The following is a 14919-nucleotide window of genomic DNA, read 5'->3' as shown; positions in this document are numbered from 1 at the left end:
ACAGCTATCGGAGAACGAAATTCTCGACTCGAATAGCGACATCGAACAACGATTGACAGCCGCAGCTATCGCTGTCCGTCGCAGCGTCGTCGAAAAATGAAAACCGCAAACCGCGAGACCGAGTCGGACCCGCGTGGGTCGTCGTCAGTTAGTTGAACGCGTTCCGTCGGGCTGCCAGCAGCGCAGCGCCGATGAGCGCGATGAGCGCGATGACGGCTCCGAATCCGGCCTGATCCTCAGGCGCTTCGGTCGGTTCGGGTTCGGGTTCGTCAGTCGGCTCGGGCGTCGGTTCCGGCGTCGGTTCCGGCGTCGGTTCCGGCGTCGGTTCCGGCGTCGGTTCCGGCGTCGGTTCCGGCGTCGGTTCCGGCGCGCCAGCGTCTTCGCTGACTATGCCGTCCGTTTCGGCGTTGTTCTCGAAGCCTTGCTGTCGGACGCTCGCGGTGAACTCCGTGCCAGCCGGGATGTCGCTGAAGTCGAAGCCAGCAGCATTGAACATGCCGTCAGCGTCGACTTCCGTGTCGCTGGTGCGGAGGAACGCGTTGTCACCGGTCGCACGGGTGCGGACGGTGATCTCCGTACCAGGAGCGATCGTAGTCGTACCCGTGACTTCCGCATCAGCGGTCGGCGGAACGGTCACGTTGCCATCCTCTGCCGTGTCGAATGTGAGTTCGCGGTCGACCGTCGAGAAGCTGTCGGAGACGACTTCGTCGTCATCCGGACTCCCGAGGTCACCATCACTATCGAAGTTGTTCAGGTAGTTAGCGGTGACGTTGTACCGGACCTCGAAGTCGTTCCCAGTCGGGAGTCGTTCCGCAGCACCGTTTCCACGCGAGACTTCGATTAGGTTGGCCGGGATGGCCGCGAAAATCATGTTGTTCTCTTCGTCGACGATAACACCGAAGTCACCCTCAGCCGTCGCGTGAGAGTTGCTCATATTGAGCATCAGTGGCGCGCGGTTTGCAGATGCATCGGTCTCTTCATATTCGAGCGTCAGATTGCCCGTGTTGTTGAGCAGGGCGGCGGCGCTCGTACCTTGACCGTAGACACCAGAGACTTCAATCTGGTGAACGATGATATCTGCGGTGCTACCGCGATCGGAGTCTTGGATAGCGACTGAATTAGTCTGCGTGATGTTTCCTGCTTCGATACCTGCCTGAACATCATCAACGTCGCTAATACTAGCTCCGTTCGGTGCACGCCAGAGCGTGATGCCATCGGTGGACCGTTCGGTCAGATCCAGCGTAGAGACATCGTACTCTTCGGCATTGGCATCAACCGATCCATCGCCTGTATCGTACGTGTTCTCACGGATGCTAATATCGTAGAGACCTGCCTCAAGGACAGTACCAAGAGATTGGTCGCCACTAGTTTTCTCATGAGTGTCGACGACGTTTCCGTAGTCGTCACGAGCCTCAATGACGTTGTTTGCAGCGTTATCGGGGGTCGTATCGGGGCCCTGACCGGCTTCGTATGTATTGAACAGCAGAGCGATCTCGCCGTCGCCATTCGGTTCGACGGTGAGGTTCATCTCGTAGCCGACATCGTCGAAGTCACCGATAACGATGTCAACCTGATCAACGCCACCATCGACGGTCGCATTGATCGATGCGACGTCACCGCGGTTCTCTACGAACTGCGGTTCGTCGAAGGATGCGTCTGCTTCGATCTTTTCAAGCACCGTCACATCTGCGGTGGCTTCAGCGGTCGTGTCCGTAACCGAGAACTCAATTTCGTAGTCATCGGGGTCGATGTCGGAGTCGAATGTGACATCGTGTGTGAACGAGCTGTTGACACCCTCGAGAGTGATCGTGTCGTCATCCGGGTGTTCACTAATGTCTTCGACTTCCTCACCGACGAGGTCGTAGAACGTACTGTTCAGTTCACTCGTGCTGATATCGCCATCAGCAGTGACATTAACGTTGTATCCACTAGCACGCTCCGGTGAGCTAAAGTCAAGTTCGATGGATTCCCCAGCGCGAACTTCACTTCCGCCGTCGCCGTCGTCAAACTCGACAGCTAGTGTTTGAACGACAACAGAGAATTCTGCGGCACGGGGATCCATGTCCCGGAGGCTTGTGGTCTGCCAAGTGTTAGCAGTATCCAAGAACTCGTTAGTATCAACTCTTTGGAGCACAAACTGGCCTTCTGGCAAGTTTGCAGAGTCGATAGTAAGGTTGCCGTTAGCGTCAACCTCGTTGGTGACGCGAGTTGCCGACGTGGTCGCGTTGCCGCCACTGTCACGTCCTGTTACCTCTCGGACTTGGATGCTAGTGCCTGAACCAAGGCCCGTAGAGATATTCACTTCTTGGCCTTGATAGAACTCATCACCGTCGATTTGAGCTGTGTTGGTTGTTGCATCAGCCGCTGCAGCACTGCCCGCGAGCGCGACGGAGCCTGCGAAGACCCACAGGACCATCAGCGCCGCGAGGACTACCGCACGCAGCTTGTCGTTATTGTTTCGTGTCATGTTGTGTTTCGTTGTCGCAATCGGCGGCCGCACGTCGCGTACGATGTGGCGCGATCGCCGGCCACATCGATACTCCGCACTGCCACCATGGGTAGGGGTACGATTTCAAACTCTATCGCTCAGTATAAATGCTTTGTGGGGCAGGGCGGGGTGTGATAACGCTTGTCGGGCGCGATATCAGCGGGGAGAGGCCGTTTCGTGGTTTTGGCGTCGTGCGAACGTCGGACGTATGAGTATATAAACGAAGTCGAGAGAGAAATCGACGTATGAAAACGCTTATTCACGCACCTCAGCGATCGCCGGCGGTATTCGTCCATCTTCGCGCGTGTGTTCGGAGTCAAAGGCCACAGAACGCTCCTCCGCTCGGGGTCGAGCGGGATCCCGATTCGTTACCCTAAGAACGGGACCTCAAAAGGGAGGTTCCGATTGACGGTCGCTCTGAACTGTGGCGAGATACCGAGCAAAGTGAGAAAGTACACCCCAGCGCCGCTCGTGACGAGACTGACGACGATGATCGCGTTGTGCGTTATCAGCCCGGTGGTTTCGATCGATTCGAGCGCGACCCAGATGACGCCGCCCATGAGGAGCGCGGCGGCGATCTGACGAGTGGGTTCGCGGACCGGCGTTTCGAAATCGATCAGGCTGTCCAACGCATAGTAGGAAAGACCGAGGCCGACAGCCGCCGAGATTACGGTCGCGGCCGCGGCACCCTCGATGCCGTACTGCGAGATGAGTACGACGTTCAGCACGGCGTTGAGGGCGATAAACACGACGTTGATCCGGAAGGCGATATCCGGGCGGTCGATCGCATTCAGCGTGTTGAGGAGCTGGTTCTGATAGGAGTACACGAGCGTCGCGAGGATGAGGAGTGCGAGTACAGCCCCGCCCCGCGTGAAATCGGGCCCGTACAGGCGCATGAGACGCTCGGCGAGAACGAGACCGCCGATCAGACCGGGGATGGCGATGAGTCCGTTGAACGCCAGTGAATCCTCGAGTAATCCGGCCGCAGCTTCGGTGGAGTCTTGCGCCGACGTGTGACTGATCTCCGGAAACATCGTTTGACCGATCGAGTTCCCGAACAGTTCGAGGAACTTCGCGATCGACCACGCGACGGCGTACACGCCGACGAGCGACGAGGAGACGAAGGCACCGAGAAGGAGGATATCGACCTGATTGAACGCGCGCGATTTCAGGCCGGTCAGCCAGGAGAATTTGGCATACTCGAACAGGCTTTTGAAGTGGCGTTTGCTGGGTCGCGCGGGACGGATTCGCACCCAGTACAGCCCGATCACGCCGACGAGGAGTCCGCCCAGCATCCACCCGACGAGCATTCCCAAGAGACCGTATCCACCGGCGACGAGAATGATCTGGAATAGGCTCTTGCCGCCAATACTCACCGGATCGAGTAGCCCGCGAATGTGGACCATTCGTTGAGAGGTCAAAGTCCTGAATACTGATTGGAAAAACGTACGAATCAAAAAGACTCCCATAACGAACCAAACGATTGAAATATTTACATATTTGTCAAATCCATCCACATAATTTTGTAAGGTTGGTTGGAAGGCTACTGCAAGAATCGCGACGATAACTGCAATCGGAATGATGCATAAAATTGTTGCAGAAAGAAATTCACCTTGATCATTCCCCTCGCTAATTCTCTTTTTCATCGCCTCACCAAGGCCCACATTAGCTAGAGATAACCAGGTTATAACAGCCATCAACAAAGAGAAAATACCAATTATTTCTGGCCCTAGTTTTCGAGCAAAATATAGTGTGGATAAAAACCCGAGCGCAGAGGCGAACAGCAGAGATAAATATACGATTATTGAGGTCTGTCCGATATTCATACTAAAATAATCGTAGTGGTTTGTGATCGAAATACAGCGGCAGACCAGAATACTCCATCCATTTACTTATTAATTTAGGTAGTGGGGGTGGTGATTTTGAACACTCATGGACATGAAATTTACGGAGTTAATTGTTCAATGTGAAAGTCAGTTTAACTGGCGATATTGAACGGTACGAGCGATAGGATATACTGTTCCACGTCGCGCCCGATGTTATAGACGAACCAGCAGACTGAAGTATCGATTCATTTCGTTATATCGGCCAATACATCCCGCTGGTAGGATGTAGTTCACTAGAGCTGAACGCTCAGTAGGGACGGTTGATTCGTGTGACCTTATCAGAATAACTATTTAATTAACTTCAGAACCACGATCATATGGATCTATCCAATGTCCACGTAATAGACGAGAATATTTATTAAATACAGCATAGTTCTATGGTATATGAAGGAGAGAGCATATAAACTTTATTCTAAATTTTTTGGCCATCCAAAATTATTTAACGTAATTATAAATAAATTCTCAGACAGCTCGATTAACATAAGTGAGTCGGCCACTCTTGGGCGGGGGTCAGAGCTTTATGGCAATATCGAGATTGGGAAAAATGTCTCAATCAAAAAAGATGTTAAAATTATGGGGGATGTAAATATAGGAGATCATACTGGATTAATGGGAAATAATTCGATAATAGGTGAAGTAAGTATTGGCAAATACTGTCCTATTGCTGCACGTGCACGGATGAGAACCCTAGACCACCCAACGTACAAACCAAGTATGTCGATGGGATTTTATAATAAGATAGGCTCAGAGTTACCACATATTTCAAAAGGTCCAATTAAAATTGAGAATGATGTCTGGATCGGCTCAGATACAAAAATTTTGTCGGATGTTACCATCGAAAATGGAGCCGTAATTGCAGCGGATTCAGTTGTAGTAGACGATGTTAAGCCGTATTCCATCGTGGCTGGAAATCCTGCGACTCACAAAGGCTACAGGTTTGATGAGTCCACAAGGGAGGCCCTCCAAGAGATTGCTTGGTGGGATTGGGATGAGGAGAGACAAAAGAAAAATATCGAATTTTTTGAAAGTGATCTTCGTGAGACATCCGACATATATTCATTAATTGAATAGCTTATTATACATTTTCTGTTGAAAACATCGTTTTTGAAAATATATTGAGTATAAATTATGGAAGCGTGCAAAACAATCACTAGTAGGACACCACTGGTATTCTCGGTGATAACTAAGCTTGGGTACTGATCCAGACCAACATTATGGGTACTGAAGCTCCTCAAGCCAGCGAATCTATCCGGCAGAACTCCAGTACTCATGTTGGAATTTATCCATAGAGAAGATCCACCTAATTCACGTTAGATGCTACGGTCTCTCAGCAATAGCTCGTATATAAAGAATTTTATAAATCATTCAGTCGATTGATTCACAAAAGACATCGTAATACAATTGAGCGATATCGTCCCACGAATTATGTTTCGCGTACGTTTGCAGCGCACTTCCGGTAGCCGGAACGGCCTCGGGATCAAGACGGATCTTCTCGAGAGTTTCGGCAATCCGATCCGGAGTCGGCTCGATAAAGTGGACCTGATCATCCGAAAAAATGCGTTGCCGACGGCCGGGAATTCCGAGCACGGTTAGTCCTGCGGCCCCGTACTCGAGCAACTTAAGCGGACGCTCGCCCAAAGACAGCGAGAATCCGACATCCCCAACGGACAGATAGCCGGGGACCTCGTCGTGTGGAACGACTCCACCGAAATACGCATTTTCGTGCGTTTCTGCGGCCTCCTCGACGGCACCGGCGTGTTGACCATCTTCACCGAGGAACAGGAAGTCCCATTCGGGACACTTCGGTATCGCGTCGAGTATCTCCGGGATATGTTGTTGTCGGGTGAATCCACCGAGGTATATCGCCACCGGCGAGTCGAAATCTACCCCTATCGCCTCAAGGTGATCCCGAGCAGACGTGACGACAGTCGGATCCGGATCGGCGAATTTTTCGTACCACACGGAGTTCCTTGCGAGGTGACCGTCCATCCCGCGGCGGCGAACCCGTTCGAGGACGTCCTCCTCGACGAAGAAGCGCGCATCCGCGCGTTCGAGTACGTTCCATTCGTACCACTTGAAAAAGCGGAAAACCGGCCACGGCAGATCCTCCCGGACGCGTTCGATCGGTTCGGTGACTTCGGCCACGAACGGCACCCCCTTCACCCGGGCGAGTAAGTACCCGTAATATACGCCCACGCGGACGGTCCCCGCGATGAGATCGTACTCTTCGGAAAACGCCTGTTTGATCGCACCGATGGCTTCCGTACCGCTCGTATCGACGATATCAACGGTCACACCGCGGTCTGTCAATCCCTCTTTGATACGCTCTCGACGGGTGCTGATGTGCGTTCCGACGGTGGGACGCAGCCAGAGGACTCGAATCGACTCACGGCCTGTACTCATTGTTTTATACGATCCGCTGTAGCGTCCGGCACTCTGAACCCGCTGATCATTGCTCTATCAGTCGGGTTTCAACGCGGGCGTTACCAACGTTCCGATTATTTAGAATGCTGAAATCCCACAGAACAGTGTACCAAACCGTCAAACCCCAATTGCGGGAAGATATTTTACCACGATCCTACGATAGACGTGAAAAGAGCGACCGAAAAACGATCCAAGCGATCTGTGGCATCCGAACGAGATGAGGAATCGGGTCGGAAAAGTCGAGGTCCGTCTGTCCGTTCGAGGCGTGTACTCGCCGTATATCAATTAGTGCCTCTACTACACCGTCCGACTGTTCTACGTTGCCCAATAATCCAGGACTGAGCCAGACATACGTTAGACCAACTTCGTAATCCGAGAGATTCCGCTCAAGCGTCTTACCCTGCGACACCTCGACCAGATATTTTGGGAAGTTCACGCCGGCTGCGATCGACAGTCCCGACGTTCCCCAGAGCTTCGGATTAACTTCGATGAGATACGGATCACCAGTTCCCTCCTCGATCATAAACTCAACCTGCGCTACACCGTGATAGTCAAGCGTAGAGAGAAGATCCTCAGCTAGCTCAATTAGTTCAGGACGGTCAGTAGTGACATTCACCACGCCACCTCCACCCGATGCGGGATACATACGAAGTCGCTTCTGGGTCAGAGCTCGCTTCAGTTCGCCGTCCTGAAAGAGAACACAGACATCGTGGATGTCACCTTCGATATACTCTTGAACGAGTGGTCGCTCGTATTCCGTTGACACACCATCGGGACCATCAAGCTCATAAACTGAAAGCAGTTCGTCCCGTGAATGTGCGTACCGTAGCCCTTCCGATGCAGACGTCTGGCGAAGTTTGACGACTACGGGGTACGAGAGATCGTCGGCAAGGTCCTCAAGCTCCGCTCGATCGGTCGGACAGTACGTCTCCGGAATTGGGATGTCCTGCTCACGTGCATGGTCAAAGGTCAATTCTTTGTCAAAGGCTGCGACTAAAATCTCGTAATCTGCGATCGGAATCTGCACACGGTCACCAAACTCCTCTCTGTACCGCGCGATAGCCATCGTATCAGACGACGACACGGGCAATACAACGTCGATATTGTAATCTTGAACCGCTTTGTTCACGTCGGCCGTGAATCGTCGGGGGTTCGTTTCGGAGTCAGCTACCTGTATCCCTGCAAGACAGTGTTTAGAGTAAAATGATTGAGAACGAGGATGGGCGCCAACGGTGATAATGTCGTAGCCGAAATTCGAAAGGCCTCGAACAATGGCGAGAGTCTGCTTCGATTGAGCGTTTGTAACCAATACCGAGAGGCACATATAATTCTGAATAACAGTCGCGACTGTTAAATTGTGACTATCGTTACATCGGTGAGGATGGATTATACAGAATAAAGAACAGTTCACAGGGTTGATTGAGGGGACTACTAACCGGCATACGAAGCGCGTTAACAACCGATACTGTTTCGTGTGCAGTAATTCAAATACGAGGAACGATGAGAGATCGGGCGTACTCTTCCGAAGACATTCTCCGAGGCGAAAGGGAGGCCACGATGCTGGACGATATCGATTTAGACAGCAAAGTTCCAGATTTCGGTTATTCGCCATTCAATCGTTCGGAAACACTATATAGACCAGTTCTTGATCCCGAACGGGAAAGCCCAACTTGGCCGGGAGACGCTTCGTTCGCAGTCTGTCTCACTCATGACGTGGATACTGTTACCGAGCACTCGATCCGGCAGACGTACCGCCGGCTAGTAAACACCGCACGCTGTCGAGAGCAACTTTCTCTTGACGCGTATGTTCAAAAAGTATCTGAAAGTTTTCTCCGGCTCGGCTACGACACGATCAAGTCACTCCAACTGGGATCGGACCCTCTCCATCAGTACGAACGATGGCTAAACATCGAATCATCAGTTAAGGGAACGTCGACGTTCTTTTTTATCGCCGACGAGCGGACAGCACGCCACCATACAGACACACACTACAGCTTTTCCGATACAGTCGTCTTCGACCAAGAGACGATGACGGTAGGGGAAATGATAAGAGAGATTGATGACCGTGGCTGGGAGATTGGGCTCCATCCCACGTGGCCATCATACGACGATCCGAAAGAACTCGAACGGCAAAAGTCTCGTCTCGAGTCGGTTCTCGATCACGAAGTCAAGAGCGTACGTCAGCACTTCCTTCATTACGATATCGGGCAGACACCACGAGCACACGCCGATGCGGGATTCCAATATGATTCTACGCTCGGTTTCAATGACAACGTCGGGTTCCGATTCGGAACGTCGTATCCGTGGCAACTGTACGACCTCGAAGCCGAAGAATCACTGCCACTCATCGAGATACCGCTCGTCATTCAGGATAACGCATTGTTGAATCAATCGAAGGGACTTCGTCTAGATGTTGAGACCGCATTCGAGTATGTCAAGCAGATAGCGGCTGAGGTCAAATCGGTTGGCGGTGTTCTCACCCTCCTATGGCACCCTTCCTCGATCTCGAATCGAGAGTGGCGATCACTTTACACTCGTGTTCTTGAATATTTAAAAGAAGAAGGAGCGTGGTTTGGTTCTGTTCGGGAAATCGGAGAACACTGGAAACAGCAATCAGACGTATTTTCGGCCGGAGCGAAGCCTGATCGACGATGAACAAGGCGATTATCAAACATATACAAAATTCACCCGCTCTTTTATTATGTATTGTAGAACACTTGAATTACGATGCGAATTGGTCCGGGAGTCACTCGTAATATGTTAGTGTGTGGGTCAATCCTTCATCAAAATCAACCACGGGCTCATACCCCAACAGTTCCGCAGCCTTCGAGATGTCAGCGTGTGAGTGTCGTACGTCACCGGGCCGTGGCTCATCGTAGATCGGGTCCAGATTTGTGCCCAACAGTTCGTTAAGTCGGTGAACGAGTTCGTTGATCGTGAAGCGGTCGTCACAGCCGACGTTGAACGCTTCTCCGGTCACGTCACGCTCGGCCGCCAGAATATTCGCTTCGACGGCGTTGTCGATATAGGTGAAATCGCGCGACTGTTCGCCATCGCCGTATATCACCGGACGTTCGCCCCGAAGCATGAGATCGATGAATTTCGGGATCACCGCGGCGTAATCCCCCGCCGGATCCTGTCTCGGACCGAAGATGTTGAAGTAGCGTAGGGCGACCGTGTCGATATCGTAGAGATCGCTGCACTGCAGGGCGAGTTTTTCGGTGAAATACTTCGAGAGCGCGTACGGTGATTCGGGATTCTCGGGCATCGTCTCGACCTTCGGCAACTTCTGGCTCGAACCGTAGACTGACGACGAAGAGGCGACAACGACACACTCAACGTCAGCACGCCGGGCCGCATCGAGGACAGTTGCCGTGCCAGTACAGTTGGCATCGGTCGACGTTACAGGGTCATCAACGCTCCGAGGGACGGATGGTACTGCTGCCTGATGGAAGACGTAATCTACACCGGAGGTGAGATCAGCCATCAGTTCGGCGTCTCGAATGTCACCCTGGTGAAAGCTGAGTTCATCCGCGATCGCCTCGAGATTTGATTCCCGTCCAGTCACGAGGTTGTCAATTCCTCGAACGGTATAACCACGGTCCAGAAGTTCGTCCGCGAGATTTGAACCGATAAATCCCGCAACACCTGTTACAAGCGCCGTCGGCATACCGGATCTCAGAAGGGCTATTGGTTGAGTGTATCGTCTTCTGGACAACGAAGGTCGATCGAGGCGCGGAAGGGACGTAATTTACAGACGGACGACGTTCTCCGCAACGAAATCACCGGTTGCGTTTCGCGTGTCGAACACCAACGGCGCGTGTTCGACGAGGCGGTCGACGTTGATGTCGGAATGGTCAGTGACGATGACGACGCAATCGCTCGTTTCGAGACGTTCAATCGTCAAAGGTACAGAATCGTAGAGCTCTCCGAGGATATCGAGCTCCGGAACGTGTGGATCGTGGTACGCTACAGCCGCGTTCCACTCTTCGAGTTGTTGAATTATGTCGATCGCCGGAGACTCCCTCGTGTCGGAGACGTCGGGCTTGTATGCCGCACCGACGACGAGTACATCTGCGGTCGACAGCGCAACTCCCCTGTCGTTCAATCGTTCGACGACCCGCTGGACAACGTGCCTCGGCATCTCGCGGTTGACGGCGTCGGCGAGGTGAATAAAGCGTGTATCGATCCCCTGCTCGTTGGCCTTCCAGGAGAGATAGAACGGGTCGATCGGAATGCAGTGACCGCCAAGCCCCGGGCCGGGATAAAACGGCATGAAACCGAACGGCTTCGTTTTCGCGGCGTCGATCGCACTCCAGATATTGACGTCGAGTTCGTGCGCAACTTGCGCGAGTTCGTTGATCAGACCGATGTTGACCGCTCGGAACGTGTTCTCCAGCAGTTTGACCAGTTCGGCCTCGGTCGCCGAGTTGACGCGGACGACCTCGTCGAAGACCGGTTCGTAAAGCGCCTCAGCGTGATCACCACACGCGGGAGTGACCCCGCCTAACACCTTCGGGATATCCGTCGGGCCGTACTCCTCGTTTCCGGGATCGATACGTTCGGGGGAGAACGCGAGGTAAATGTCTTCGCCGATGGTAGCTCCGTTTTCCGCGAGTGCCTCGCCAACGACCTCCTCAGTCGCACCGGGATAGACGGTGCTTTCGAGGACGATGGTCGCCCCTTCCGGGACGACCGGCGCGAGCTGTTCGGCCGCGTCGAGCACGAAGGAGAGATCGGGCGTATCAGTTTTCCGAAGCGGTGTCGGAACACAGATCGACACACCGTCGACGGCACCCAACGCCGCATAATCGGTGGTGAATTCGATACCCTCAGCGAGGGCGTCTTCGACGTCCGAGTTAGAAACGTCACTGACGCGTGTCCGACCGTCGTTGAGGTGTTCGACGGTCTCGCGGTCGACATCGACCCCGATCACGTCGTGGCCCGCGTGGTGCATCGCGAGCGCCAGTGGGAGACCGACGTATCCCAATCCGACGACGCCGACGCGAGGCGTGTGGGAACTCATATATTGATCTGTCGAGACAGGGGAATTTTAGCCCATCGCTTGTCGATAGAGCAGAAAAACTGAGCACGAGTCGGTGTTCACCACTTCAAGAGACCGTACACGTATCCAAGCCCGACCGTCCCAGTGAGCACGAATAGCGCGAGAAGCTGTTTGGCCTCGGTTACTGTTGGGCCGGTGACGAGCGACCGGATGCGAGACGGGACGAACTCGAACACCAGTCGCTTCAGGAAATCGGACTCCTCGGCGCTCGACGCTTCGGAGACCAGCGTCTCCATGGCCCGTTTCGAATATCCCTGCCAGAACGCCCGTTCGAGGAGCCATCGTTTGTCGGTTCGCCACTCGAAGACCTTGTGTCCGACCGTCGCGTCCGGGTTATACACGACACCGCGACCGTACTCCTCCCGCATCCGAGCACAAAATTCCGTTTCGTGGGCCTGCAGGTTCTTTTCGCCCTGCCGCCCAACCTCCGTGGCGAACCCGCCGAGGGTACGAAGTACATCCGTTTTGAAGGAGATATTCGAACCGAAGGTGTTTCGGACCTCCTCGCCGGGGTCGGCGAATCCCCGGTGGGTGACGCCGACGAGCCAATAGAACTCTTCGGGCAGGAAATCCGGTTTTCCGGCGACCCAGATCGGCGTCATCTTTCCACCGGCAGCGATGGCGTCGCGACGTTCGTAAACCGAAACAAGTTCCTCGATCCACCGGTCGTCGGCGACCGCATCGTCATCGATGAGCGCGACCATGTCACCGGTGACGTACTCGAGTGCCTCGTTGCGGCTCCCGGACAGTCCGAGGTTTCGTTCATTACAGTGGAGCTTCAGATCCGGGTCGTCACCGTACTCAGAATCGACACGCTCGTAGAGATCATCGTTCCCGTCGACGATGACTATCGTCTCGATGTCATCGTACGTTTGCCCGCGGATGCTCTCCAGACAGTCCGCAAAGTGCTCATACATCTCCGATGAATACGTACAGATGACGACGGAGACCTTCATTCGGAGGCTTTACTGACGGTTGAGCGATAAGGGTTGTGTCTTCGATATCTGAAGACCGTCGGAGTACATATTCGTCCAGTTCGACGATTCCAACAGCTAAGAGGACGAGCAAAGGGAGCACTCACCGGTCGAGGGGTCGTACGCCGATCCCGACCGGCAGCGGTCGACATATATACGACGCTTCGTAAGGGGGAGATATGGAACGCCGCCGGTACCTCCAATCGATCGCAGCCACGGGAATCGTCGCCACCGCCGGATGTCTCGACGCCGTCCCCGGCCTGGGGAGCCGGACGATCCTCGGCGAGCCCGAGGTCGATTTGAGCGCGTCCACACACCCCAGCCACGGCGACGACATGCCGGAGATCAGTCTGCCGGACCCGATTTCGGGCGAGACGATCTCGACGGCCGATCTCGAGGGCGAGCGCGCCCAACTGATGACGTTTTTCTACACGAACTGCCCGGACGGGATGTGTCCCGCGCTCATCCTCCGGCTGCGCCGCGCGCAGGCGGTCGCCGCGGAGAACGGCATCGGCGACGAGGCCGCGTTTCTCGCCGCGACGTTCGACCCCGAGCGCGACACCGCCGATGCCCTCGAAACGTACGCCGGCGAGCAGGGCGTCGACCTCGACGCCGGCAACTGGCACTTCCTCCGCCCGGAGACGTACGAGACGGGCCAAGAGCTCTACGAGGAGGAGTTCGGACTCGTGATCGAAAAGACCGACGCCGAGGAGTACGAGAACCTTGAGTACGCCTTCCCGCACTACAACCTCATCCTGCTGGCGAACGCCGACGGCGTCGTCGAGCGCGCCTACCCGAACGCCGTCGGGGTCGACGTCGAGCGCATCGTCGACGACTTCGTGACGGTGGTGAACGGGTAGATGCGCAGACGGGAGCTCCTCGCCGGCGTCGCGAGCGTTGGCGCGCTCGGCGCGGCGGGCGCGATCGCGATTCGCGGGCTCCCGTCGCCGGGCGGCGAATCCGGCACCGCGAACGAGGGCGACGGCGAATCACGCGAACCCATCGAGATCGAGACGATCGACGCCCCGGGCAGCCACGAGGGGACGATCTCGCTTCCGTCGACGGGCGAGCCGTCGTTCGTCGACTTCTTCGGGACGTGGTGTCCGCCCTGCGAGGAGCAGATGCCGGCGCTCGTGGAAGCGCACGACCGACTCGGCGACGAGGTGCGGTTCGTCTCGGTGACGACCGAGGATGTCGGCGGGGCCGTCAGCGAACAGTACGTCGCTGACTGGTGGGCTGAGCACGACGGGAGCTGGACGGTTGGCGTCGATTCGACCGCCGAGCTCGCCGCTCGGTATCTCGCTGGCGGCTACCCTTCCGCCGTCGCGATCGACGCGTCGGGAACCGTCCAGTGGTCCGAATCGGGCGTCAAGACGACAGACGAGCTCGTCGCCGGGATCGAGCGTGCCCTCGACGATGAGTGACGTCACGCTCGCGACGAACCTGTCGTTCGCGCTCACCGCGGGCGTGGCGACCTTCTTTTCGCCCTGCGCGTACCCGCTGTTGCCTGGCTACGTCGGCTTCTACGTGAACCAGACGGAGGCGAACGAGGCGTCGCTCGGCGGGGCGGGCGTCCGGGGGATCGTCGCCGGGATCGGCGTCCTCGCCACGTTCGGCGCGCTCACCGGGGCGACGCTGTTCGTCGGGCACTCGACGCTCCAGAACATCACGCTCTTCGAAACGCTCGTCGGGGCGCTGTTGATCGGCTTCGGCGTGCTCGTCGTGATCGGGCGCGCGCCGTCGCTGTCGATCCCGCTGCCGAAGCGCCGCGCGAGCGTGCTCGGCTTCGGCGTGTTCGGCGCGGGCTACGCGCTCGCCGGGGCGGGCTGTGTCGCCCCGATATTCATCGCGGTCACGGCCCGCGCCGCCTCGCTGCCGAGCGACGTGGCCGCGCTCGTCCTCGCGACGTACGCCGGCAGCGTCGCCGCGCTGATGGTCGCCACGACTGTCGCGACCGGGATGGGGCTGGTGACGAACGCGAGCCGGCTGACGGCGTACTCGGGGTGGCTCAAGCGGCTTGCGGGCGTCGTGATGATCGTCGCCGGGATCGGGCAGCTGTACCTCGCGCTCGTCGTCTACTGA

At 55.6% G+C, this 14919-nt stretch carries 12 protein-coding genes; 5 read left to right on the top strand and 7 right to left on the bottom strand.

Annotation, left to right across the window (positions count from 1 at the left end; translation table 11 throughout):
* Positions 1 to 148 precede the first annotated feature (148 nt).
* Positions 149 to 2467 carry a BGTF surface domain-containing protein gene (locus DM868_RS10770; protein WP_137277046.1) on the bottom strand — a complete coding sequence of 773 codons (2319 nt, stop codon included), beginning with the start codon at positions 2465 to 2467 and terminating at the stop codon, positions 149 to 151.
* A gap of 389 nt (positions 2468 to 2856) precedes the next feature.
* On the bottom strand, positions 2857 to 4314 hold the full coding sequence (locus DM868_RS10765) for an oligosaccharide flippase family protein (RefSeq protein WP_137276883.1): 1458 nt from the start codon (positions 4312 to 4314) through the stop codon (positions 2857 to 2859).
* 444 nt (positions 4315 to 4758) lie between these two features.
* On the opposite strand from DM868_RS10765, the gene DM868_RS10760 reads away from it, so the two are divergent.
* Complete coding sequence (locus tag DM868_RS10760; RefSeq protein WP_137276882.1) at positions 4759 to 5445, top strand: CatB-related O-acetyltransferase; 687 nt, start codon at positions 4759 to 4761, stop codon at positions 5443 to 5445.
* A gap of 294 nt (positions 5446 to 5739) precedes the next feature.
* Here the strand turns inward: DM868_RS10760 and DM868_RS10755 are convergent, their stop codons facing one another.
* Complete coding sequence (locus DM868_RS10755) at positions 5740 to 6777, bottom strand: glycosyltransferase (RefSeq protein WP_137276881.1); 1038 nt, start codon at positions 6775 to 6777, stop codon at positions 5740 to 5742.
* Between the two features lie 175 nt (positions 6778 to 6952).
* Positions 6953 to 7927 carry a carboxylate--amine ligase gene (locus tag DM868_RS10750; protein WP_170964485.1) on the bottom strand — a complete coding sequence of 325 codons (975 nt, stop codon included), beginning with the start codon at positions 7925 to 7927 and terminating at the stop codon, positions 6953 to 6955.
* A gap of 371 nt (positions 7928 to 8298) precedes the next feature.
* On the opposite strand from DM868_RS10750, the gene DM868_RS10745 reads away from it, so the two are divergent.
* Positions 8299 to 9453 carry a polysaccharide deacetylase family protein gene (locus tag DM868_RS10745; RefSeq protein ID WP_170964484.1) on the top strand — a complete coding sequence of 385 codons (1155 nt, stop codon included), beginning with the start codon at positions 8299 to 8301 and terminating at the stop codon, positions 9451 to 9453.
* A 91-nt stretch (positions 9454 to 9544) separates the two neighbouring features.
* Here the strand turns inward: DM868_RS10745 and DM868_RS10740 are convergent, their stop codons facing one another.
* The 3 genes from DM868_RS10740 to aglG all read right to left on the bottom strand — a co-directional run bounded on the left by DM868_RS10740 (position 9545) and on the right by aglG (position 12819).
* The gene (locus tag DM868_RS10740; RefSeq protein ID WP_246049070.1) at positions 9545 to 10516 is read right to left on the bottom strand and encodes an SDR family oxidoreductase; all 972 of its coding nucleotides are present in this window, start codon (positions 10514 to 10516) and stop codon (positions 9545 to 9547) included.
* A gap of 33 nt (positions 10517 to 10549) precedes the next feature.
* Positions 10550 to 11824 (bottom strand): nucleotide sugar dehydrogenase, encoded by a 1275-nt coding sequence (locus DM868_RS10735; protein WP_137276878.1) that lies wholly within the window; start codon positions 11822 to 11824, stop codon positions 10550 to 10552.
* Positions 11825 to 11901: 77 nt separating this feature from the next.
* Entirely contained in the window at positions 11902 to 12819 is a 918-nt protein-coding gene (gene aglG, locus DM868_RS10730; RefSeq protein ID WP_137276877.1) for a glucosyl-dolichyl phosphate glucuronosyltransferase, read from the bottom strand.
* Positions 12820 to 13016: 197 nt separating this feature from the next.
* Between aglG and DM868_RS10725 the strand changes: the two genes are divergently transcribed.
* Genes DM868_RS10725 through DM868_RS10715 form a run of 3 tightly spaced genes read left to right on the top strand, consistent with a single transcriptional unit; the run spans position 13017 to position 14919 of the window.
* Positions 13017 to 13697 (top strand): SCO family protein, encoded by a 681-nt coding sequence (locus DM868_RS10725; RefSeq protein WP_137276876.1) that lies wholly within the window; start codon positions 13017 to 13019, stop codon positions 13695 to 13697.
* On the top strand, positions 13698 to 14261 hold the full coding sequence (locus DM868_RS10720; protein ID WP_137276875.1) for a TlpA family protein disulfide reductase: 564 nt from the start codon (positions 13698 to 13700) through the stop codon (positions 14259 to 14261).
* Entirely contained in the window at positions 14254 to 14919 is a 666-nt protein-coding gene (locus DM868_RS10715) for a cytochrome c biogenesis CcdA family protein (protein ID WP_137276874.1), read from the top strand. The genes DM868_RS10720 and DM868_RS10715 overlap by 8 nt, the downstream gene beginning before the upstream one ends.

The organism is Natronomonas salsuginis, from assembly GCF_005239135.1.
GTDB lineage: Archaea > Halobacteriota > Halobacteria > Halobacteriales > Haloarculaceae > Natronomonas > Natronomonas salsuginis.
This window is presented reverse-complemented; position numbering and strand designations above follow the sequence as displayed.

Coding starts and splice junctions, on each gene's coding strand:
- DM868_RS10770 (WP_137277046.1), bottom strand. CDS start 2,467: ATGACACGAAACAATAACGACAAGCTGCGTGCGGTAGTCCTCGCGGCG.
- aglG (WP_137276877.1), bottom strand. CDS start 12,819: ATGAAGGTCTCCGTCGTCATCTGTACGTATTCATCGGAGATGTATGAG.
- DM868_RS10720 (WP_137276875.1), top strand. CDS start 13,698: ATGCGCAGACGGGAGCTCCTCGCCGGCGTCGCGAGCGTTGGCGCGCTC.
- DM868_RS10765 (WP_137276883.1), bottom strand. CDS start 4,314: ATGAATATCGGACAGACCTCAATAATCGTATATTTATCTCTGCTGTTC.
- DM868_RS10755 (WP_137276881.1), bottom strand. CDS start 6,777: ATGAGTACAGGCCGTGAGTCGATTCGAGTCCTCTGGCTGCGTCCCACC.
- DM868_RS10715 (WP_137276874.1), top strand. CDS start 14,254: ATGAGTGACGTCACGCTCGCGACGAACCTGTCGTTCGCGCTCACCGCG.
- DM868_RS10725 (WP_137276876.1), top strand. CDS start 13,017: ATGGAACGCCGCCGGTACCTCCAATCGATCGCAGCCACGGGAATCGTC.
- DM868_RS10760 (WP_137276882.1), top strand. CDS start 4,759: ATGAAGGAGAGAGCATATAAACTTTATTCTAAATTTTTTGGCCATCCA.
- DM868_RS10745 (WP_170964484.1), top strand. CDS start 8,299: ATGAGAGATCGGGCGTACTCTTCCGAAGACATTCTCCGAGGCGAAAGG.
- DM868_RS10735 (WP_137276878.1), bottom strand. CDS start 11,824: ATGAGTTCCCACACGCCTCGCGTCGGCGTCGTCGGATTGGGATACGTC.